Source organism: Micromonospora sp. NPDC048935 (assembly GCF_043197875.1).
GTDB lineage: Bacteria > Actinomycetota > Actinomycetes > Mycobacteriales > Micromonosporaceae > Micromonospora.
This window is the reverse complement of sequence record NZ_JBICTZ010000020.1, coordinates 20,517-40,505: the sequence shown is the minus strand read 5'-3', so window position 1 is coordinate 40,505 and position 19,989 is coordinate 20,517. Positions and strand designations below refer to the sequence as shown.

At 71.1% G+C, this 19,989-nt stretch carries 20 protein-coding genes and 1 riboswitch; of the genes, 13 read left to right on the top strand and 7 right to left on the bottom strand.

What is annotated here, in order from left to right:
• Positions 1 to 148 precede the first annotated feature (148 nt).
• The 4 genes from ACGFIW_RS33175 (at position 149) to ACGFIW_RS33160 (ending at position 3,331) form a co-directional block, all read left to right on the top strand.
• A complete protein-coding gene (locus ACGFIW_RS33175) occupies positions 149 to 745 on the top strand; it encodes a MerR family transcriptional regulator (protein ID WP_393324324.1) in 597 nt (198 codons plus the stop codon).
• A gap of 258 nt (positions 746 to 1,003) precedes the next feature.
• Positions 1,004 to 1,402, top strand: coding sequence for a group 1 truncated hemoglobin (locus ACGFIW_RS33170; RefSeq protein ID WP_393324322.1), 399 nt, complete (start codon positions 1,004 to 1,006; stop codon positions 1,400 to 1,402).
• Between the two features lie 2 nt (positions 1,403 to 1,404).
• Entirely contained in the window at positions 1,405 to 2,586 is a 1,182-nt protein-coding gene (locus ACGFIW_RS33165) for a globin domain-containing protein (RefSeq protein ID WP_393324319.1), read from the top strand.
• A 49-nt stretch (positions 2,587 to 2,635) separates the two neighbouring features.
• The gene (locus tag ACGFIW_RS33160; protein WP_393324316.1) at positions 2,636 to 3,331 is read left to right on the top strand and encodes a DivIVA domain-containing protein; all 696 of its coding nucleotides are present in this window, start codon (positions 2,636 to 2,638) and stop codon (positions 3,329 to 3,331) included.
• Between the two features lie 77 nt (positions 3,332 to 3,408).
• Here the strand turns inward: ACGFIW_RS33160 and ACGFIW_RS33155 are convergent, their stop codons facing one another.
• Together ACGFIW_RS33155 and ACGFIW_RS33150 are read right to left on the bottom strand one after the other, a co-directional pair.
• A complete protein-coding gene (locus ACGFIW_RS33155; RefSeq protein ID WP_393324314.1) occupies positions 3,409 to 4,065 on the bottom strand; it encodes an NAD(P)H-binding protein in 657 nt (218 codons plus the stop codon).
• Between the two features lie 9 nt (positions 4,066 to 4,074).
• Positions 4,075 to 5,004 (bottom strand): sigma-70 family RNA polymerase sigma factor, encoded by a 930-nt coding sequence (locus ACGFIW_RS33150; RefSeq protein WP_393324311.1) that lies wholly within the window; start codon positions 5,002 to 5,004, stop codon positions 4,075 to 4,077.
• 141 nt (positions 5,005 to 5,145) lie between these two features.
• On the opposite strand from ACGFIW_RS33150, the gene ACGFIW_RS33145 reads away from it, so the two are divergent.
• The 4 genes from ACGFIW_RS33145 to gcvP all read left to right on the top strand — a co-directional run bounded on the left by ACGFIW_RS33145 (position 5,146) and on the right by gcvP (position 10,687).
• Positions 5,146 to 5,502 (top strand): DoxX family protein, encoded by a 357-nt coding sequence (locus ACGFIW_RS33145; RefSeq protein ID WP_393324308.1) that lies wholly within the window; start codon positions 5,146 to 5,148, stop codon positions 5,500 to 5,502.
• Positions 5,503 to 5,652: 150 nt separating this feature from the next.
• Positions 5,653 to 6,720 (top strand): MerR family transcriptional regulator, encoded by a 1,068-nt coding sequence (locus tag ACGFIW_RS33140; RefSeq protein ID WP_393324305.1) that lies wholly within the window; start codon positions 5,653 to 5,655, stop codon positions 6,718 to 6,720.
• Positions 6,721 to 6,779: 59 nt separating this feature from the next.
• Positions 6,780 to 7,625 carry an NAD-dependent protein deacetylase gene (locus tag ACGFIW_RS33135; protein WP_393324302.1) on the top strand — a complete coding sequence of 282 codons (846 nt, stop codon included), beginning with the start codon at positions 6,780 to 6,782 and terminating at the stop codon, positions 7,623 to 7,625.
• Positions 7,626 to 7,689: 64 nt separating this feature from the next.
• Positions 7,690 to 7,788, top strand: a riboswitch (glycine riboswitch).
• Positions 7,789 to 7,864: 76 nt separating this feature from the next.
• Positions 7,865 to 10,687 carry an aminomethyl-transferring glycine dehydrogenase gene (gene gcvP / locus ACGFIW_RS33130; protein WP_393324299.1) on the top strand — a complete coding sequence of 941 codons (2,823 nt, stop codon included), beginning with the start codon at positions 7,865 to 7,867 and terminating at the stop codon, positions 10,685 to 10,687.
• Positions 10,688 to 10,864: 177 nt separating this feature from the next.
• Here gcvP and ACGFIW_RS33125 read toward each other — a convergent pair whose 3' ends face one another.
• Positions 10,865 to 11,065 carry a DUF5999 family protein gene (locus ACGFIW_RS33125; protein WP_007460326.1) on the bottom strand — a complete coding sequence of 67 codons (201 nt, stop codon included), beginning with the start codon at positions 11,063 to 11,065 and terminating at the stop codon, positions 10,865 to 10,867.
• A 96-nt stretch (positions 11,066 to 11,161) separates the two neighbouring features.
• Here ACGFIW_RS33125 and ACGFIW_RS33120 point away from each other — a divergent pair, with 96 nt between their 5' ends.
• Both ACGFIW_RS33120 and def read left to right on the top strand, forming a co-directional pair.
• Positions 11,162 to 12,448, top strand: coding sequence for a chorismate-binding protein (locus ACGFIW_RS33120; protein WP_393324376.1), 1,287 nt, complete (start codon positions 11,162 to 11,164; stop codon positions 12,446 to 12,448).
• 10 nt (positions 12,449 to 12,458) lie between these two features.
• Positions 12,459 to 12,968, top strand: coding sequence for a peptide deformylase (gene def / locus ACGFIW_RS33115; protein WP_393324296.1), 510 nt, complete (start codon positions 12,459 to 12,461; stop codon positions 12,966 to 12,968).
• On the opposite strand, the gene ACGFIW_RS33110 is transcribed toward def, so the two are convergent.
• Together ACGFIW_RS33110 and ACGFIW_RS33105 are read right to left on the bottom strand one after the other, a co-directional pair.
• Entirely contained in the window at positions 12,948 to 13,733 is a 786-nt protein-coding gene (locus ACGFIW_RS33110; RefSeq protein WP_393324293.1) for a GNAT family N-acetyltransferase, read from the bottom strand. The two genes, def and ACGFIW_RS33110, sit on opposite strands and share 21 nt — an antisense overlap.
• Entirely contained in the window at positions 13,733 to 14,506 is a 774-nt protein-coding gene (locus ACGFIW_RS33105; protein WP_393324290.1) for a sulfite exporter TauE/SafE family protein, read from the bottom strand. Before ACGFIW_RS33105 ends, ACGFIW_RS33110 begins: the two co-directional genes overlap by 1 nt.
• A 184-nt stretch (positions 14,507 to 14,690) precedes the next feature.
• On the opposite strand from ACGFIW_RS33105, the gene ACGFIW_RS33100 reads away from it, so the two are divergent.
• Both ACGFIW_RS33100 and ACGFIW_RS33095 read left to right on the top strand, forming a co-directional pair.
• Entirely contained in the window at positions 14,691 to 15,470 is a 780-nt protein-coding gene (locus ACGFIW_RS33100) for an endonuclease/exonuclease/phosphatase family protein (RefSeq protein WP_393324288.1), read from the top strand.
• A gap of 62 nt (positions 15,471 to 15,532) precedes the next feature.
• Positions 15,533 to 16,333: an alpha/beta hydrolase gene (locus ACGFIW_RS33095; RefSeq protein WP_393324284.1), complete on the top strand. Its 801-nt coding sequence runs from the start codon at positions 15,533 to 15,535 to the stop codon at positions 16,331 to 16,333.
• 63 nt (positions 16,334 to 16,396) lie between these two features.
• Here the strand turns inward: ACGFIW_RS33095 and ACGFIW_RS33090 are convergent, their stop codons facing one another.
• Positions 16,397 to 17,095 (bottom strand): TetR/AcrR family transcriptional regulator, encoded by a 699-nt coding sequence (locus ACGFIW_RS33090; RefSeq protein ID WP_393324281.1) that lies wholly within the window; start codon positions 17,093 to 17,095, stop codon positions 16,397 to 16,399.
• A 53-nt stretch (positions 17,096 to 17,148) separates the two neighbouring features.
• Between ACGFIW_RS33090 and ACGFIW_RS33085 the strand changes: the two genes are divergently transcribed.
• The gene (locus ACGFIW_RS33085) at positions 17,149 to 18,267 is read left to right on the top strand and encodes an FAD-dependent oxidoreductase (protein WP_393324278.1); all 1,119 of its coding nucleotides are present in this window, start codon (positions 17,149 to 17,151) and stop codon (positions 18,265 to 18,267) included.
• Positions 18,268 to 18,284: 17 nt separating this feature from the next.
• On the opposite strand, the gene ACGFIW_RS33080 is transcribed toward ACGFIW_RS33085, so the two are convergent.
• Positions 18,285 to 19,286 (bottom strand): tyrosine-type recombinase/integrase, encoded by a 1,002-nt coding sequence (locus tag ACGFIW_RS33080; RefSeq protein WP_393324275.1) that lies wholly within the window; start codon positions 19,284 to 19,286, stop codon positions 18,285 to 18,287.
• Positions 19,287 to 19,989: the final 703 nt, after the last annotated feature.

Below are 19,989 nucleotides of genomic sequence, written 5' to 3'. Positions count from 1 at the left end.
GTGGTTGGTGATCTTTCTCGGTGGCTGCGCGGCGTGTCGTGTCGGTTCCTCCGTGGTAACCCCTGAAGGTGGCTATAGGGTTGCCGTGTCGAGGGGTGCGCGTCGGAGGAAACGACGCGTCGCCGCACTGACGGGGGAGGTTGTCCGGATGCACGAGCCGCGGGATCCCGAGCCAGGCAGAGAGTTCGACGAGCCGTCTGCGTCGTCGCCAGGTGTGGCGGTCGACGGTGACGGTTCGGTCGGCTATCGAGGTGTGACGGCCTGCCACGCGGTGGGCATCAGTTACCGGCAGTTGGATTACTGGGCGCGGACGGCGCTTGTGGTGCCGAGCGTGCGGGACGCCTCTGGTTCGGGGACGCAGCGGTTGTATTCGTTCCGGGACCTGGTGGTGTTGAAGGTCGTGAAGCGGTTGTTGGATGCGGGGGTGTCCCTGCAGAACATCCGTAAGGCGATCGAGGCGTTGCGGTCGCGTGGTGTGGAGGATCTGGCCGGGATCACGCTGATCTCTGATGGGACGACGGTGTACGAGTGTCGGTCTCCGGAGGAGGTGGTCGACCTGTTGCAGGGTGGCCAGGGTGTCTTCGGGATTGCCATCGGTGGGGCGTTCAAGGAGATCCAGGGGTCGTTGTCGCATCTGCCGGCGGAGCCGGCGACGAGCGCGCCGGTGGAGCCGGTGGTGGCGTCGGGGTCGGATCCGGTGGGTGACGAGTTGGCGGCGCGGCGGGCGCGACGGCGCGCTGGCTGAGCGTAGGGGCGTTCGCCTTTTTTCGGGTTGGTTTTCTCGCGACCGTCGGTGACGGTGGGTGGCGTCGGTGGGTGCTGTCGTTCCACTGTGGACACGGTGGGTGGCGTTGCGGTGGCCGACTGTGGAGATACCCACCGGTAGTGGTGACGCTGTGTTTCGTCCTGTTGTCGGGAACGCGATAGGGCGGCAATGACCCGGGGCGTTTGACACGCTATGGTCCGACACGGTTATCGACCCTTCACCCCCGGAGGAACGACCGTGACGGTTACCGAAGAGGCTGCCCCCCAGTCGCACTACGACCGAATTGGCGGTGCCAGCTCGGTCAAGGCGGCTGTTGAGCTGTTCTATGAGAAGGTGTTGGCCGACCCGGCTTTGGCGGGCTATTTCGCCGAGGTGGAGATGGTGGGTCAGCGGCGGCACCTGACGTTGATGTTGACCACGGTGTTGGGTGGCCCGAACGAGTACACCGGTCGTGGGTTGGCCGAGGCGCACCAGCCGTTGAACATTCCGGTGGAGCACTACGCGAAGGTGGGCGAGCACCTGCTGGCGACGCTGACCGAGTTGGGTGTGCCGGGTGACGTCCTGGCCCACGTGCGGGCGGTGCTGGGGCAGGTGCAGGACCAGGTGGTGGCCTCCGGAGACCGGTCGGGCGCCTGAGCGTGGACGCGGCCCAACTCAAGCAGAGCTGGTCGGTGGTCGCCGGGCACGGTGATCAGGTGCCGCTCTATTTCTATTCGACGTTGTTCCTCGCTCATCCCGAGACGAGGCAGATGTTCCCGACGAACATGGCCGGGCAGCGGGACCGTCTCGTGACCGCGTTGGGGCACATCGTGTCCAACGTGGACCAGGTGGACCGGCTGGTGGGGTTCCTGCAGGATCTCGGGGCGGACCACCGTAAGTTCGCGGTCCGTGCGGAGCACTATCCGGCGGTCGGTGAGGCGCTGTTGGCGACGTTGCAGCATTTCCTCGCCGAGCAGTGGACCGACGAGTTGGCGTCGGACTGGGCGGCTGCGTACGGGTTGGTGGCCCAGGTGATGACGGAGGCGGCGCAGGCCGCCGAGGCGGTGAATCCGCCGTGGTGGGTGGCGGAGATCGTGGCGCACGAGCGGCGGGCGTTCGACGTGGCGGTGCTGACGGTGCGTCCGCAGTATCTGTTGCCGTTCACCCCGGGTCAGTCGATCGGGGTGTCGCATCCGTCGGTGCGTTCGTGGCGGTACTACTCGCCGGCGAACGCGCCGCGGGCGGACGGCACGTTGGAGTTGCATGTGCGGGCCGCACCGGGTGGTGCGGTGTCGTCGCGGCTGGTGTATGGGTCGGCGGTCGGGGATCGGATCCACCTGGCGGCGCCGGTCGGTGAGCGGCTGGGGCTGTGGGCGGCGGGTTCCAGTGATCTGTTGTTGTTGGTCGCGGGGACCGGCTGGGCGCCGGTGAAGGCGCTGGTGGAGCAGGTCGCGGCGGAGGGTTCGCGGCGGCGGGTGGACCTGTACGTGGGGGCCCGCTCCCGCAGTGAGCTCTACGACAGCGAGGCGATCGACAAGTTGGCGTCGTCGTACCCGTGGTTGACGGTGACCTATGTGGTGGGTGCCGATGTGCATCGGCCGGGGGAGTTCCTGCACGCGGTGGACCGGGCGTTGGCCGACGGTGACTGGCGTTCCCGGCACGTGTTCGTGTGCGGGTCGGACGAGATGGTGTCGTACGCGGTGCGGGCGTTGCTGCAGGCGGGTTTCCACTCGGGTCAGGTGCATCACGAGGGCCTGGGTGAGCAGTGGTATGGCCCGGCGTGGCGTACGGCGGTGCAGCAGTCGACCGTCGGTGACGTTTCGGGAGGTGGGCACAGGTGACGAGGTGTGAGCTGGCGGGCCCCGCTGTGGTGAACGGAGGCGGCCGCAGGTGAGTGCGACTCCGATCAGTCGGTACGACGGGATGCAGGTGTCCGGCGCTGTGCAGGTGCGGATGACCGCCGATCGGGTACGGCGGTGGCAGTTCGGGGCGGCGTCGTTCGCGCGTCGTGGCTACGACAACGCCGACGTGGACCGGTTCCGGATGCAGATCGCCGACGAGTTGGATGTGTTGGCGACGCAGCTCGCGACGTTGCGGGCGGAGAACGAGCGGTTGACCGACCGGGTGGAGCTGCACCGGCACGGGGTGATTCCGAGCACGGGGGCGGTGGGGAAGACGCCGGCGGCGCGGGAGGTGAATCTGCTGTCCGCGGCGCAGCGGGAGGCGGAGCAGATCATCGCGCAGGCGCATGACTATGCGCGGCGGGTCGCCGAGTACGCCCGGGTGCAGTACGAGAGTTATCTGCACGCGGCGGAGGCGGAGGCGAAGCAGGAGGCGGAGCGGGCGGTGGCGGAGTACCGCAGCACGGCGGGGTCGAGCTTCGACGACACGGTGGCCACCCGGGAGGCGTTGCGGATCTTCGGGGAGATGATGGTGTCGCACATGCAGGCGGCGGCGCGGCATCTCGATGATGGCAGTGAGCAGTTGGCCCGGACGATGGATCGGATCTCGGCGGAGACGCCGGGGGCGCCGTTCGTCGGTGGTGTGGTGGGTCAGTCGGCGTTGCCGCGGCACCAGCAGCGTTGATCCCCGCGGGGAAAGGGTTCGTGTCGACGAACCCTTTCCCCGCGGGGGGTCCATTGTTCTCCTCGGTCGGTGGGTGCTCAGGTGGTGGCGGCGCGGATGGCGTCGGCGATCGGGGTGGGCCCGCTGACGAGTTCCAGGGTCGCGCCGGCGGTGGCCGGCTCGTCGAGCAGCGCGACGAGGACGTGGGCGACGTCGGCGCGGCTGATCGCGCCCGGTCCGGCGTGTCGGGTGAGGGTGACCCGGGCGGTGGGCGGGTCGTCGGTGAGCCGGCCGGGCCGCAGCACCGTCGCGGCCAGGTCGCGGCCGCGCAGGTCGTCCTCGGCGGCGCGTTTGGCGCGCAGGTACGCCGCCCACACGTCGTCGGTGCCGGCGGCCGGTGGGTCGTCCACACCCATCGAGGAGACGAGCAGGTAGCGGCGGACACCGGCGCGGGTGGCGGCGTCGGCGAGCAGCGCGGCGCCGGCCCGGTCGACGGTGTCCTTGCGGGCGGCGCCGCTGCCGGGGCCGGCACCCGCGGCGAAGATCACCGCGTCGGCGGTGTCGAGGTGCGCGGCGAGGTCGGCGACGCCGGTGTGTTCCAGGTCGCAGATGACGGGGGTGGCGCCGGCGGCGCGCAGCGTCGCGGCCTGCTGGGGGTTGCGGATCAGGCCGACGGCGGTGTCACCGCGCCCGGTGAGGTGACGTTGGACGAGTAGGGCGATCTTGCCGTGGCCTCCGGCGATGACGACACGCATGCGCCGAACCTACCGGCGGTGGGCTCGGGCGGGGCCGTGGCCCGCCGTGACGGCGATCGTCAGGCGATCGAGCCGGCCCGGTTCGCCGATGACGTCGATCGTCTGGATGAGTCCGGCGACGATGCCCAGGCGCAGGGCGGCTTGCAGGCGACCGCGTGGGGCTATCACGATGCCGGGTGCCCCGTCGACCCAGGCCACGGCGCTGGCGCGGGAGCGTACGGTGAACAGTTTGGTCTCCTCGGCCACCAGGCGCGCGCCGCGGATCTCGGTCGCGACGTCGTCGGGGACCAGGATTCGGTCGACCCGGCGGACCACGTCGGGGGCCAGCAGGTCGAGCAGCACCGGTAGGTCACCACCACGGGACGCGGCGAGGAAGGCGTCCACGAGGAGCAGGTGCTCGGCCGTCTGCCGCTGGTGGACCGGCTGTTCGCCGGCGGTCGGGTAGACCCGGTCGCGGGCCCGGCTGGCCAGCTTCTTCGCCGCTGCCGGTGAGCGGTCCATCACCTGGCCGATCTCCTCGAAGGGGACGGAGAACAGGTCGTGCAACACGAAGGCGACCCTCTGCGCCGGGGAGAGCCGGTCCAGCACCACCAGCAGCGCCAGACCTACCGACTCGGCGAGGAGCACCTCCTCCTCGCCGGTGCGGGTCACGGCGGTGGGGCGCGACGTCATCCCGGCCGTCTCGATGCCGTCGTCGAGGAGGACCTCACCGCGACGGCGCCTCGCCCGCAGCAGGTCCAGACACTGCCGGGCCGTCACCGTGGTGAGCCACCCGCGCAGATTCGCGACGTCGCTCAGATCCGCCTGACTGGCCTTGATCCAGGTCTGCTGCACCACATCATCGGCGTCGTGCACGGAACCGACCAGGCGGTGGGCCACCGCCCGCAGATGTTGCCGGTCCTGCTCGAACCGTGCGGCCAGAACCTCGTCCGAATCCACAGGGGTCACCTTTCCGCAACGGGCGACGTCATAGGGATGACCAACCCGCGACGACCGTAGCGACCCTGAGGAGTCCGACACCGTGAACCTACCGCTCTCGAAGATCCTCCGCGACCACCGTACTTGGGAGGGCTGACACCTGTGGAGGCCATCTACCTGATCGCGACCATCACGACGATGAGCGCGAACACCGCCATCGCGATCGCGGATTTCCGCCGCGCCGCCTTCGTGCTCGCGAACTCCGCGGAGGTCGGCGTGCCGTCCTCCTGGCTTCCGCTGCTGGGCAGCCTCAAGGCCGCCGGAGCGGTCGGTCTGCTTCTCGGTCTCGTCGGTGTTCCGCTCGTCGGGTCTGCCGCCGCTGCCGGCCTCACCCTGTTCTTCGTCGGCGCGGTCGCCGCGCACCTGCGCGCCGGAGTTCACCACAATCTGATCTTCCCCGGCGTGTACCTGGCCCTGTCCGTCACGACCTTCGCCCTCAGTGTCACCACCGCGAGGTAGGCGTGCGGGAACTCCTGACGGCCGGCTGGACGTCGGGGGTGGGAGGGGCGTGGTTGCTCGGATCCGACCGCCGGCCTTGACCTTGCCCTTCGGGCAACCCCCAGCCTGGGGTGTGCCGGTCGTCGTGACCGGCACGAGGAGGATGGCGACGTGGGGCTGTGGACCATCGGGGTGTTCGCCCGGGCGGCGAGGCTGACGCCGAAGGCACTGCGCCTGTACGAGCAGGTGGGGCTTCTGCTGCCGGCCGCTGTCGATCCCGAGTCCGGGTATCGGCTCTACGACCCGGAGCAGTTGCCGGTGGCGCGGCTGGTCGCCCAGCTGCGGCGCATCGGTATGCCGCTGGCGACGATCCGCGTCGTGTGTGCCCTTGAGCCCGCGGCGGCCGCGGAGGTGGTCGCCGCGTACTGGCGGGAGGTCAGCGCCGACACCGCGGCCCGTGCCCGGCTCGCCACCGTCCTCGTGGAGCATCTTCTGGAAGGGGACGTCACCGTGTCTCGATCGAATCCCGACCTTGCCGTTCGCTGTGCCGCCGGGTGTGCCACCGGGGCGGCGCGCGACAGCAACGAGGACGCCGCGTACGCCAGTGAGCGGCTGTTCGCCGTCGCCGACGGTATGCGGGGGCCTGGTGGGGCTGCCGCCAGTGCCGCCGCCATCGACGCTCTCCTGCCGTTGGCGCTCGCCGACACCCCGGCGGTGGACCTGCTGACGATGCTGGCCGGTGCGGTCACCGACGTCGACCGCACCGTGCGGGCGTTGGCCACCGACGAGTACCAGCCGGTCACCACGGTGACCGCGTTGCTGCGCAGCGGCTCCCAGTTGGCTCTGGTGCACATCGGTGACACCCGGGCTTACCTGCTGCGCGGCGGGGAGTTGTCGCTGCTGACGCAGGACCACACCTGGGTGCGGAGCCAGGTGGATCAGGGTCGTCTCGCCTCCGACGAGGCCGCCGCGCATCCGCAGCGGGCGATGCTGGTGCGCGCGCTGGGTGGGGGCCGGCAGGTCGAGGCTGATCTGGCGCTGCGCACCGCGTTGCCCGGTGACCGGTACCTGCTGTGCTCCGACGGGCTGTGGGCGGTCGTGGAGCGTGCCGATCTGCACGCGACGCTGAGTGCCGGCGGCGGTCCCGAGGACACCGTGGCCGCGCTGATCGACCTGGCGCAGGCGCGCGGTGGGCCGGACAACATCGCCTGCGTCGTCGCCGACGTCACCGCGGTGTAGTCCGGGGGTCGGTTGGACAGGGTTCGGCGGCGACGGGTGGGTTGAGGCAGCATGGAGGGGTGACGGACAGCTTCGAGGCGTTGCGCGCGCTGGTGGCCGCGGGTGGGGTGGTGGTGCTCAGTGGCGCCGGCCTGTCCACCGAGTCGGGCATCCCGGACTACCGGGGCCCCAGCGGGGTGGCGCGGCGGCACACCCCGATGACCTTCCAGGCGTTCACCCGGGATCCCCTCGCCCGGCGGCGTTACTGGGCGCGAAGTCACCTGGGGTGGCGGTTGATCGCGGGTGCGGCACCCAACGCCGGGCACCGGGCGGTGGCCGGGCTGCAACACGCCGGCCTGGTCGATGAGGTGATCACCCAGAACGTCGACGGTCTGCACGGTGTGGCCGGCAGCACGTCGGTGATCGAGTTGCACGGGCGCCTGGACGAGGTGATCTGCCTGGACTGCGGCAACCTGACCTCCCGGGAGGAGTTGGACCGGCGGCTGCGCGAGGCCAACCCGGACTTCGTGGCCCAGGTCGCCGCGGTGAACCCGGACGGTGACGTGGATCTCCCCGATGAGCAGGTGGCCGCGTTCCGGCCGGTGGACTGCGGCTTCTGCGGCACCGGGATGTTGAAGCCGGATGTGGTGTTCTTCGGCGAGACGGTTCCGCCGCAGCGGGTGGCACGGTGTTTCGCCGCCGTGGAGCGGGCCCGGTCGTTGCTGGTGCTGGGGTCGTCGTTGACGGTGATGTCGGGGCGTCGTTTCGTGATCCGCGCCGCGAAACGGGGCATTCCGGTGGCGATTGTCAACCAGGGGCCGACCCGTGGTGACGGCCACGCCACCATCTGCGTCGACGCGCCCCTGGGCGTGCTGCTGCCGGAGTTGGCCGGCCGGGTGGGTGGTGCCGCCCCGGTCGGGGTGTGACAGCCCGGCCGGGGGTCGGACATCTGCCGGAAACACCGGCGCTGGTAGCGTTGACCATGCCGGTAACACCCACGTGGGAGAGACCGCCCGAGGGCACTCAGGGCGGCGCCGAAGGGGCAAATCCTCCCCGGAACCTCTCAGGCAAAAGGACCTCGTGGGCAGGCACTGTGGAGCACCCCCCGGTGGGGTGCGACAGAGGGGGAGGCCGACACGTCGACCTCGCCCCGGGAGTGCCCCTGATGACCGTAGAGCAGTTCGCCACCCGTCACATCGGTCCCGGCCCCGACGACGAGCGTCGGATGTTGGAGGTCGTCGGCCACGACTCGATCGACGAGCTGATGGACGCCGCGATCCCCGAGGTGATCCGCTGGCACGGCACCCTCGACCTGCCGGACCCGGCCACCGAGGCCGAGACGATCGCCGAGCTGCGGGCCCTCGCGGCCCGTAACACCGTCGCCGTGTCCATGATCGGGTTGGGGTACCACGGCACGCACACCCCGGCGGTGATCCGCCGCAACGTCCTCGAAGACCCGGCCTGGTACACGGCGTACACCCCGTACCAGCCGGAGATCAGCCAGGGCCGCCTGGAGGCGCTGCTGAACTTCCAGACGATGGTCACCGACCTGACCGGGTTGGCCACCGCGAACGCCTCCATGCTCGACGAGGGCACCGCCGCGGCGGAGGCGATGACCCTGGCGCGGCGCGCGTCCAAGAGCAAGAGCCGGGTGTACGTCGTCGACGCCGACGCGTTGCCGCAGACCATCGCGGTGATCACCAGTCGGGCCGAGCCGCTCGGCATCGACGTGCGGGTCGTCGACCTGCGGCGCGACGAACTGCCGGGGGAGTTCTTCGGCCTGCATGTGCAGTACCCGGGCGCGTCCGGGGCGGTGCGCGACCACACGACGCTTGTCGAGGCCGCGCACGCCGTCGGGGCGTTGGTCACGGTGGCGGCGGACCTGTTGGCGTTGACGCTGCTGCGGGCGCCGGGGCAGATCGGTGCGGACATCGCCGCCGGCACCACCCAGCGTTTCGGCGTACCCATGGGCTTCGGGGGGCCGCACGCCGGTTACCTGGCGGTGCGCGCGGGCCTGGAGCGGATGCTGCCCGGCCGGCTGGTCGGGGTGTCGCGCGACGCGGACGGCAACCCGGCCTACCGGTTGGCGTTGCAGACCCGTGAGCAGCACATCCGGCGGGAGAAGGCGACGAGCAACATCTGCACCGCGCAGGTGCTCCTCGCGGTGATGGCCGGCATGTACGCCGTCTACCACGGCCCGGACGGGCTGCGCGACATCGCGACGCGTACCCATCAGATGGCGGCGCGGCTCGCGGCCGGGCTGCGCGCCGGTGGCGTGGACGTCGCGGACGTCGCGTTCTTCGACACCGTCACCGCGACCGTGCCGGGTCGGGCCGCGCAGGTCGTCGCGGCGGCCGCCGCCGACGGGGTGAACCTGCGCCTGGTCGACGCCGACCGGGTGGGGGTGTCCTGCGACGAGACGACCACCGACGCGCACCTGGCGCGGGTGTGGGCGGCGTTCGGGGTGCCCGAGTTCGACGGGGCCGTGGACGCGGCCCTGCCGGCCGACCTGGCCCGCGACAGTGACTTCCTGACCCACCCGGTGTTCCGCAGCCACCACTCGGAGACGGCGATGCTGCGCTACCTGCGGCGGTTGTCGGACTTCGACTACGCCCTGGACCGGGGCATGATTCCGCTCGGGTCGTGCACGATGAAGCTGAACGCGACCACCGAGATGGAGCCGGTGAGCTGGGCGGAGTTCGCGAACATCCACCCGTTCGCGCCGGACGCGCAGACCGTCGGGTACCGGGAGATGATCGGTCAGCTGGAGTCGTGGCTGGCCGAGGTGACCGGCTACGACGCGGTCAGCGTGCAGCCCAACGCCGGGTCGCAGGGTGAGCTGGCCGGGTTGCTGGCGATCCGCTCCTACCACGCGTCGCGGGGGGAGTCACACCGCGACGTGTGCCTGATCCCGTCGTCGGCGCACGGCACGAACGCGGCGTCGGCGGTGATGGCCGGCATGCGGGTCGTCGTGGTGGCCTGCGACGACAACGGCAACGTCGACCTGGTCGACCTGGACGCGAAGATCGACAATCATCGGGACGCGCTCGCCGGGATCATGGTGACATACCCGTCGACGCACGGCGTGTACGAGACAGGCATCGCGTCGCTGTGCGCGAAGGTCCACGACGCCGGCGGCCAGGTGTACGTCGACGGTGCGAACCTCAACGCCCTCGTCGGGTTCGCCAAGCCGGGCAGGTTCGGCGCGGACGTGTCGCACCTGAACCTGCACAAGACGTTCTGCATCCCACACGGCGGCGGTGGCCCGGGGGTGGGCCCGGTGGCGGTCCGCGCGCACCTGGCACCGTTCCTGCCCGGTGACCCGCTCGGGGCGCACGCGGACGCCACCCCGGCGATCTCGGCGGCGAAGTACGGGTCCGCGGGGATCCTGCCGATCCCGTGGGCGTACCTGCGGATGATGGGCGCGCAGGGCCTGACCCGGGCCACCGGTGTGGCGGTGCTGGCGGCGAACTACGTGGCGGCACGGCTGCGCGGGCACTTCCCGGTGCTCTACGCCGGCAACAAGGGCCTGGTGGCCCACGAGTGCATCCTCGACCTGCGGCCGTTGACGAAGTCGACCGGGGTGAGCGTCGACGACGTGGCGAAGCGGCTGATCGACTACGGGTTCCACGCGCCGACGATGTCGTTCCCGGTGGCGGGCACGCTGATGGTGGAGCCTACCGAGAGTGAGGATCTCGCCGAGCTGGACCGGTTCTGCGACGCGATGATCGCCATCCGGGCGGAGATCGAGCAGGTCGCGTCGGGGCAGTGGCCGGCGGGGGACAACCCCCTGGCGAACGCGCCGCACACCGCGGCGATGGTCAGCGGTGACGAGTGGTCGCACGCGTACCCGCGGTCAGTGGGCGCCTACCCGGCCGGGGTGGACCGGGCCGGGAAGTACTGGCCGCCGGTGCGGCGCATCGACGGCGCGTACGGCGACCGGAACCTGGTCTGCTCGTGCCCGTCGCCGGAGGCGTTCGAGGACTGACAACGCCGCAGCCGGTCGAGGTCGACAACGCCGGAGGCGTTCGAGGACTGACGGCGGCGCGCCGGGGCGGGCGGTTACGGCCTGCCCCGGCAGCCGCTGCGACCTGGGCGGAGACGTCCCTTACCGGGGGACTAGCCTGGGTCGACGGCGGCTATTTCGGTGACGCTGGGTGGTCAATCAGGCCACGAGGGCGTGGCGGGCGGGCCCGCGGTGCGGTGCGATGCTGCTGCCGTCGGGAAGCAACTCGCCGGTGTCCTCGAAGACGATCACACCGTTGCAGAGCAGGCTCCAGCCCTGCTCACGGAAGCAGGCGAGGACCCGCGCGGCTTCCCGGTCGGTGGCTTCAGCGGAGGGGCAGGTCGGTTGGTGCTGGCACATCGGGTTCTCCGGACTGTGGGGGCACTGTGTCATGGTTCACATGACCAGTGACGCACAGTACCAAGCGAAGGTGGCCAGCATCGAGCAGGTGTCGGCCTGGCGCACGGGAAATCCACTGAACGGATGAGGAAGGTTGGACCATACGGCGTGGAAACGCTCCCACAGGTGTTCACCGCGGGCAGCGGCTTGGCCGCGTACCGCGACGCGGCGGCGTCGGTCGATGTGCCGGCGGCACCCGCCGCGTGTCGGGACTCGCTCACCGAACGCGCCCGCCTGCACTGGCACCGCCACGACGGCGGCGACCCCGCCGCGCTCGCCGAGGAGTTCCTCGCCGCACACGGGCTGCCCCTGCACGACCTGACCCACCCCGCCCGCCCCCACTCCGACAGCGGAGTGTGCGGCGCCGCGCTCTACCTGTCCGCCGCGGCCGGCGCGCACCTGGCCGGCGCACCCACCACCGCACCCGAACCCGCGCCGACCCTGCCCGACCTCACCGTCGTCGTCTACCACCACGGCCCCACCCGGCCCACCCCACCGGCCACACCCACCCCCTGGTCGCTCGGCCCGTGGACCGACAGCTGGACCCCCCGCCAGCACGCCGACGCCGTCGACGCGGTCCGCGCCGCCATCGGCCGCGGCGACGTCTACCAGACCAACCTCGTCGGGCACGCCGCCGCCCGCTACACCGGCGACCCCCTACCCGCCCTGAGTCGCCTCGGTGCGCTTCCCGGCGCCCGCTACGGCGGTGTCCTCACCGGCGACGGCTGGGCGATCGGCTGCGCCTCCCCGGAAACCCTCGTCGAGGTCACCGACGGGCACCTGATCACCCGACCCATCAAGGGCACCCGCCCGGCCACCGCCGCCGGCCGCGCCGAACTACTCGCCAGCGCCAAGGAACGCGCCGAACACATCATGATCGTCGACTTGGAACGCAACGACCTCGCCCGCATCGCCCGCACCGGCACCGTCACCGTCGACGACCTGTTCGCCGTGCGCCGCTGGTGCGACCTGTGGCAGGCCGAGTCGACGGTCCGCGCCGTGGCCGCCGACGGCCTCGGCCTCGCCGACCTGCTGCGGGCCACCTGCCCCGGCGGCTCCGTGACCGGCGCACCCAAACACGCCGCCCTCACCCAGATCAACGCCCTCGAACCCGTCGGCCGGGGCGCCAGCATGGGCGCACTCGGCTGGGTCACCCCCGGGCACGTCGACCTGGGTCTGACCATCCGCACCGCCGCCGCCGACACCGACCTGCTGCACACCTGGGCCGGCGGCGGCATCACCTGGGACAGCGACGCCCACGCCGAGGTCGCCGAGGCCGCCGCGAAGACCGCCCCGATCCGCGCCACCCTGGCCGGCCACCGACGCACCCACGACCGGCGATAAACTGACCCCCATGACCATGCGGCCCATCCGGATCATCGGCGACCCCGTCCTGCGCACCGGATGCGAGCCGGTCACCACCTTCGACGCCGAGCTGCGCGCCCTCGTCACCGACCTGATGGACACCCTGCTCGGCGCACCCGGCCGCGCCGGCGTCGCCGCACCACAGATCGGCGTCAGCGCCCAGGTGTTCGTCTACGACGCCGACGGGCACCGCGGCCACCTCATCAACCCCACCCTCGAACTCTCCGACGAGCTCCAGGACGACGAGGAAGGCTGCCTGTCCATCCCCGGCCTCTACTTCCCGACCGTCCGGGCGCTGCACGCCACCGCCCACGGCGTCGACCAACACGGTGAGCCGCTCACCATCGCCGGCAGCGGCTTCCTCGCCCGCGCCCTGCAACACGAGACCGACCACCTGCACGGCACCCTGTACGTCGACACCCTGCGCGGTGACACCCGCCGCCGCGCCCTGCGCGAGATCCGCGCCGGGCGCTTCGACTCACCCAGCCGCAGGCCCTAACGTCGTCAAGGTCCACTCGTCGTAGTCGGCGACCCGGGTGAACCCCACCCGCTCGTACAGACGCACCGCGGCCGCGTTGTCCGCCTTCACGTTCAACGTCACGTGCCGCACACTCTCCCGCAGCCGCGTACACAACGCCGCCACCACCGACGCGCCCAAACCCCGACCCCGCCAGCGCGGATGCGTCGTGACGTTACCCAACGCCGCCACCCGGTACGTCGGCGAGAACACGTGCACCCCGGCCACCGCCACCAACGCACCCCCGTCGCGGATCCCCAGGTACTGCCCCGTCTGCATCATCCGCTCGTCGAACCAGTTACCCGGGTACGCCTGCGCGTACAACTCCCGCACCTGCGGCAGGTCCGCCGCCCCCAACACCACCCCCGCCGGGGCCACCGTGCCCAGCCGACCCGGATCGGTCAACGCCATCCGGTGGTGCCGGCCACCGTCATCCATCCGGAACGACCCGGCCAGCACCCCGCTCAGGCCGGGGGACAGGTGCGCGTACAACCGGGCCGGCAACACCGGCGCCACCTGCGCCAGCAACACCGACAGCGCCGCGGTGTCCGCCGGCGCGGCGAACGCCAACAACGTCGGCAGGTCGGCACCGTGGTACAGCAACACGACCTGGTCATCGCGGCGGAACCACGACGTGTACGGCCAGAAGAAGTCGTCCAGGTCACCCAACTGGTAGGCGTGCAGCACCGGGTCCCGCCCCAGCAACCGCGCCAGCACCGCCCGGTCGTGCTCGGCCCGCACCGGCATCAGCGGGCCACCCACTGGTCGTGGCCCAGCTTCGCGACCAACGCCACCACCACCACCAGCAGCACCACCCGCACGAACCCCGAACCACGGCGCAACGCCATCCGCGCCCCCAGCACCGCCCCGGCGATGTTGCACACCGCCATGCCCGCACCGAGCAACCACCACACGTGCCCGGTCATCCCGAACACCACCAACGCACCCAGATTCGTCCCCGCGTTGACGACCTTCGCCATCGCCGAACCGTGCACGAAATCCGCGCCGACGAGCGCGGTGAACGCCAACACCAGAAACGTGCCGGTGCCCGGACCGATCAACCCGTCGTACAGGGCGATGCCCACCCCCGCCACCGCGATCACCGCCACCACCCGCACCGGGGTACGCCGCCGCGGCACCGCCACCACCCCCAACCGGGGGCGCAGCAGCACGAACACCGCCACCGCCACCAACACGACAAGCACCACCGGCCGGTACGCCGACGCCGGCACCGCCCCGGCCAGCGCCGCACCGACGCCCGCACTCACCACCGCCAGCCCCGCCGCCGGCGCCACCACCCGCCAGTCCACCTTCGTACGCCGCGCGTACGTCGCCGCCGCCGTGGTCGTCCCGAAGATCGCGGCCAGCTTGTTCGTGCCCAGCGCGGTGGCCACCGGCAACCCCGGCGCCGCCACCAGCAACGCCGGCAGCAGCAACAACCCGCCACCACCGACCACGGCGTCAACCCACCCCGCCATCGCGGCAGCGGCCAACAGGGTACTCAGCGATACGGCGTCCACGGGCGGCAATTCTCCCCACCGGGGCACCCCCGACCGGCACCGGAGTGGCCAGCCTCACCCGGTCAACGACCCCGGGAACGCCGCAACCACACCCCCAACGCGCCGACCGCCACGAACACCAGCACGGAACACAGCAACACCTTCGCCACCCGGTAACCCTGCCACGGGGACGTAGGGTGCAGAAGTGCGCCTGGCCACCTTCAACGTGCTGCACGGACGATCCCTGAGCGACGGGCTCGTCAACGCCGACCGCCTCACCACCGCCGTCCGCGCCCTCGACGCCGACGTCCTCGCCCTACAGGAGGTCGACCGCGACCAACACCGCAGCGGCAACCTCGACCTCACCACCATCGCCGCCCACGCCCTCGACGCACCACAGCACCGCTTCGCCGCCGCCCTCGTCGGCACCCCCGGCGAACAGTTCCGCCCACTACGCCACGACGACGACGGGCACGGCGAACCCTGCTACGGCATCGGCCTGATCAGCCGCCACCCCGTCCGCAGCTGGCACATCACCCGCCTCAAACCCGCACCCGTACGATCCCCGGTCTACGTGCCCGGCCTCCGCGGCGGCCTCATCCTGCTGCACGACGAACCCCGCGTCGTCCTCGCCGCCGTCCTGGACACCCCACACGGCCCCCTCACCGTCGCCGCGACCCACCTGTCCTTCGTCCCCGGCTGGAACGCCCGCCAACTGCGCCAAACCGTCCGCGCCCTACGCGCCCTGCCCGGCCCCCGCGTCCTGCTCGGCGACCTCAACCTGCCCGCCGGCGCCGCCCGACTCATCTCCGGCTGGCGCCCCCTGGGCCGCCGCCCCACCTACCCCTCCGGGCAACCCCGCGTGCAACTCGACCACATCCTCGCCGACCGGCACGCCCTCGCCCAGCTCCCACCCGTACGGGCCGTCACCGCACCACCGTCCACCGTCTCCGACCACCGCCCCCTGCTGGTCGACCTCGGCTGAACCCGCCGGCCACCAGCCCGACAGTGCGTAGGTTGGAAACCACCACCGCCACGGAGCTGACCATGAGCGACACACCGGACACCATCGTGCTCATCCACGGGTTCTGGGTCACCCCCCGCAGTTGGGAACACTGGGCCACCCACTACCGGGCCAAAGGCATGCGGGTGCTCACCCCCACGTACCCCGGACTGGAAGCCGAGGTCGAAGCGATCAACGCCGACCCCAGCCCTCTGGAGACGCTCACCGCGCCGCAGATCATCGCGCACCTGTGCGCGGTGCTCGACACCCTGCCCACACCCCCGGTCATCATGGGCCACTCCGCCGGCGGGGCATTCACGCAGGTGCTGCTCGACCGCGGCTACGGCACCTCGGCGGTCGTGCTCAACTCGGCACCCACCGAAGGCGTCACGGTGACCCCCTTCTCGCAGCTGCGCTCCACCTTCCCGGTCCTGAAAAACCCCGCCAACCGGCACCGGGCCGTCGGCTTCACCTTCGACCAGTGGAACTACGCGTTCACCAACACCTTCGACGAGGACGAGGCCCGCGCCCTGTACGAGCGCTACGCCATCCCCGCCGCCGGCGGCATCCTCTGGAACGGCGTCCTGGCCAACCTGCTGCCCGGCCCGCAGGACATCGCCGTCGACTACCACAACGACAAACGCGCCCCGCTGCTGTTCATCTCCGGCTCCGAAGACCACATCATGCCGCCCAGCGTGCAACGCGCCAACGCCGCGCACTACCAGGGCGACACCATCACCGAGGTCGAGCTCTACGACGGCTACGCCCACCTGCTGCCCGCACAGCAGGGCTGGCAACGGATCGCCGACCACGCCCTCGACTGGGCGCTGCGGCACGCCCGCTGACCGACGCGGGCGCTCCCTGTCCCCGGTCCGGGACGAAGGATCACTCCGCCCCCGCCTACCTGATCAGCCCTGTGCCGCCGGTCGGGTGAGCTTGGCGGCCACCGCGTCGAGAACCCAGTCCAGACCGGTCGCGAAGGACACCTCGGCGTCCACCTCCGCACCGTCGTGCACCGCCCTGCTCAGCGCCGGAAAGCGGCCCGTGGCCAACATCCTCGTCAGGTGCGGGCCGGAGGCGCGCTGCCAGTCACGCTTGGACAGACCCGTGGCGCGCTCGGCCCGCACGTTCGCGATCTCGCGCCTGATCGCACCGGTGACGTAGGCGCCGACGGTCTCCACCGCCCGCAGCGCGGTGTCGATGTCGGCGAGGCCGTCGAGGGCGGCAAGCTTGGCCTCGGTCACGGCGAAACCGTTCGGGCCCAGGGTGGGGCGGCCACCGAGCAGGTCGGCCAGCCATTCGTGCCGCAGAACGGCCTGCCTGGTGGCGTGGGCGAGGACGCGCAACGCCTCCCGCCAGTCAGCGGCCCGCTCCCGGGGGAGCATCTCGGCGTACACCTCGTCCACCATGAGGTCGAATAGCTCGTCCTTGGTGGAGATGTACCCGTACAGCCGCATCGGGCCGGCGTTCAGCCGAGCCGCGACCTTGCGCAACGACACCGCCTCCAGCCCACCCTCGTCGGCCAGCGCGACGGCCGCCGCGATGATCTGCTCCCGGTCGAGCGGCACCGGGCGATTCGGCGGCTCCGGCCGGTCCCACACCGTCATGGCCACTCCCCACTGTTGCGATGCATTGTACCGGCGCGATACGGTGTATCGCTATGAGACACCGTATCGCAGTGGCCGGGGGTGGCCCCGCCGGCCTCACCTTCGCCCGCGTCCTACACCGCCACGGCCACCCCGTCACCATCCTCGAACGCGATCCCGCACCCGACTCCCGCCCCCCGGGCGGCACGCTCGACCTACACAAGGGGCTGGGCCAACTCGCACTGGACAAAGCCGGCCTGCTGACCGAGTTCCAGGCGCTCTCCCGCCCCGAGGGACAGGCCATGCGCATCCTGGACACCACCGGCGCCGTCCTGCGGGACTGGCAACCCCGCCCCGGCGAACAAACCAACCCCGAGATCGACCGCGGACAACTCCGCGACCTACTGCGCGACTCCCTCGACGTACGGTGGGGGCGAGAGGTGACACAGGTCCTGCCCGGGACCGCCGACGGCACACTCGTCCACTACGCGGACGGGCAACAGGAGACGTTCGATCTCGTGGTGGGCGCCGACGGCGCCTGGTCCCGCGTCCGCCCGGCAGTCTCGCCGGTGACACCGCACTACACAGGCGTCACCTCCGTCGAGACCTCCCTCGACGACATCGACACCCGCCACCCCGACCTCGCCCACCTGATCGGCGACGGCTCGATGGCCGTCTACGGCGCGAACCGGTCCCTCGTCGCCCAACGCAACAGCGGCGGCCACGTCAAGGTGTACGTCAAGCTCCGCGCCCCACGGAACTGGCACGCGGACCTGGACCCCACCGACGTCGAGGCCACCCGAACACGCCTGCTGGCCCTGTTCGACGGCTGGGCCGCACCCGTCCTCGACCTGCTCGGCCACGGCACCACCTTCGTCCACCGCCCCTTCTACGTCCTGCCCGAATCCCACACCTGGGCCCACGTCCGCGGGGTGACGCTGCTGGGCGACGCCGCCCACCTGATGCCACCACTGGGGGCAGGCGCGAACCTCGCGATGCTCGACGGCGCCGAACTCGCCGAGGCCATCGCCGCCAACCCCGAAGACCCGGACCAGGCCGTACGCGCCTTCGAGGAACAGATGTGGGTACGAGCCGCCACGTGGGCGAAGATCACGACAGCCGGCCTGCAACGCCTCGTGAGCCCGGACCCCACCGAAGCCCTCGCCCTCTTCGACGACGTCCAGCCATCCTGACCACAGCAACCGCACACTCAATCCCGGTCCACACCCACCAGCGACGCCAACACCCGATTGGTGCGGTTGGCCCGTACCGCCTCACGCTGCTGCCCGGCCGTCACCTCGATGTACGTCTGCGACGACGCCAACGACGCGTGCCCCAACAACCGCATGATCTCCGCCGCACTCGCCCCGTCCTCGGCCAACCGGGTCGCGAACGTGTGCCGCAACGCGTGCAGCCGCGCCCCACGCGGCACCCGGTCCCCGATGCCCGCCCGCCGGTAACACGACTCCACCAGATACTGCAGACCACCACGGCGTAGCGGCTCGCCCTGCCGATCCACCAGCAACGCCGAATCGGGGCGCACCGACCGCGCACCGAAGCGTCGACGCCGACTGTCCAGGTAGTCTGCCACCACCCGATCCAGATCGGACTCGATCGGCACCACCCGGGGCCGCCCGCCCTTGCCGGCCACCTCGATGCGCCGCTCACCCGGCCGACCCACAAGCGAGCCGACCCGTAGCGCCAGCAGCTCCGACAGGCGCAGCCCCGCGCACAACGCCACCGCCAACACCGCCACGTCCCGCTCCGGCCACGGGTCACGCTGCCGGCCGTCGTCGCGCGCCACCGACGCGAGCAGCACCTCGGGGGTGTCCGTGCCGCGCAGCGGCTTCGGCTGGGGGAGTAGCGCCCGAGGTCGCCCGACGGCCGGCATCGGGTTGCCCGCCATCAGCCCCTCGGCCACCAGGAACGAGCAGAAACTGTTCCAGGTGGACCAGGCCCGGTGCACCGACGCGGCCGCCCGGGGAGCGGCGAACCGGGCGAAGGCCGCCCGCATCACCCGGGGGGAGAGGGTGGTGATCGACAGCTGATCCGGGGGTAGGGGAGCGGCAACATCCTCCGCGATCAGGGTGGCCACCGTGTGCAGATCCCTGCGGTACGCGTCCAGGGTGTGCGGGGAAGGCTTGCGGGTGGCACGCGCGGTCAGGAACTCCTCGATCAGCACCCCGAGCGATTCGTCCTTTTTGTCATGCATAAGGGATATTATGCATGATTTTCGGGTTCCCGGGAAGGGCGGGTGAGGGGAGAGGTGGGACCTCACCCAGGGGGCCGCCGCCTGCTGTTGAGTGCCTGTCGAGCTGCCCCACAAGTGGAGCGGCTCGGTGCGGACTCATCGGTGCGGACTGACGGGGCAGTGCGTTTGCGGCACCGGGCAGCTGCGACGCGACCCGTTCATGGGGGCAGCGCGACAGGCCCGCAATGTCACACCTGGACCGGCACACGCCGCAGCCGGACCGTCGCGGCAACGCCCGGCACGACGGATCAGGCGGCCACCTGGCGGGCGGCTCACATCCACGGCGACCGACCCGTTCTCTCCGGCGGATCACTGCCGGCTCGTCTCCGCCCTGCGAGGCGGCACCTGGACCGACGTCGGCGGCATCGCGCTGGTGCTCGGCGGACTGCCCGCCGGGCCTCACACGCGACTGAAGGCCGCGAGGGGACCAGCCACCACGGTCGACTTTACATAATGTGCATTATCGAATCGGACTTCGGTTGTCATTTCTCATCTGACCTGAGCCATTCTCAATAACCTGAGCCATTCCCCGAGCGTTCTCACAGAGTTGAGCCAGCGTGGGCCTAAGTGATCTGGTGTAGCTCCAGTCCCCGTCGCAGTTCGTCGACGCGGTGTTCGCTTGGGCTGTCTGCTTGCGTAGGGCCACGTTCTCATCGCTGCGGCC

Bases quoted from the DNA above. Each gene is read 5' to 3' on its own strand.
- ACGFIW_RS33175 (WP_393324324.1), top strand. From the start codon at position 149: ATGCACGAGCCGCGGGATCCCGAGCCAGGCAGAGAGTTCGACGAGCCG.
- ACGFIW_RS33155 (WP_393324314.1), bottom strand. From the start codon at position 4,065: ATGCGTGTCGTCATCGCCGGAGGCCACGGCAAGATCGCCCTACTCGTC.
- gcvP (WP_393324299.1), top strand. From the start codon at position 7,865: ATGACCGTAGAGCAGTTCGCCACCCGTCACATCGGTCCCGGCCCCGAC.
- ACGFIW_RS33125 (WP_007460326.1), bottom strand. From the start codon at position 11,065: ATGTGCCAGCACCAACCGACCTGCCCCTCCGCTGAAGCCACCGACCGG.
- def (WP_393324296.1), top strand. From the start codon at position 12,459: ATGACCATGCGGCCCATCCGGATCATCGGCGACCCCGTCCTGCGCACC.
- ACGFIW_RS33110 (WP_393324293.1), bottom strand. From the start codon at position 13,733: ATGCCGGTGCGGGCCGAGCACGACCGGGCGGTGCTGGCGCGGTTGCTG.
- ACGFIW_RS33095 (WP_393324284.1), top strand. From the start codon at position 15,533: ATGAGCGACACACCGGACACCATCGTGCTCATCCACGGGTTCTGGGTC.
- ACGFIW_RS33090 (WP_393324281.1), bottom strand. From the start codon at position 17,095: ATGACGGTGTGGGACCGGCCGGAGCCGCCGAATCGCCCGGTGCCGCTC.
- ACGFIW_RS33085 (WP_393324278.1), top strand. From the start codon at position 17,149: ATGAGACACCGTATCGCAGTGGCCGGGGGTGGCCCCGCCGGCCTCACC.
- ACGFIW_RS33080 (WP_393324275.1), bottom strand. From the start codon at position 19,286: ATGCATGACAAAAAGGACGAATCGCTCGGGGTGCTGATCGAGGAGTTC.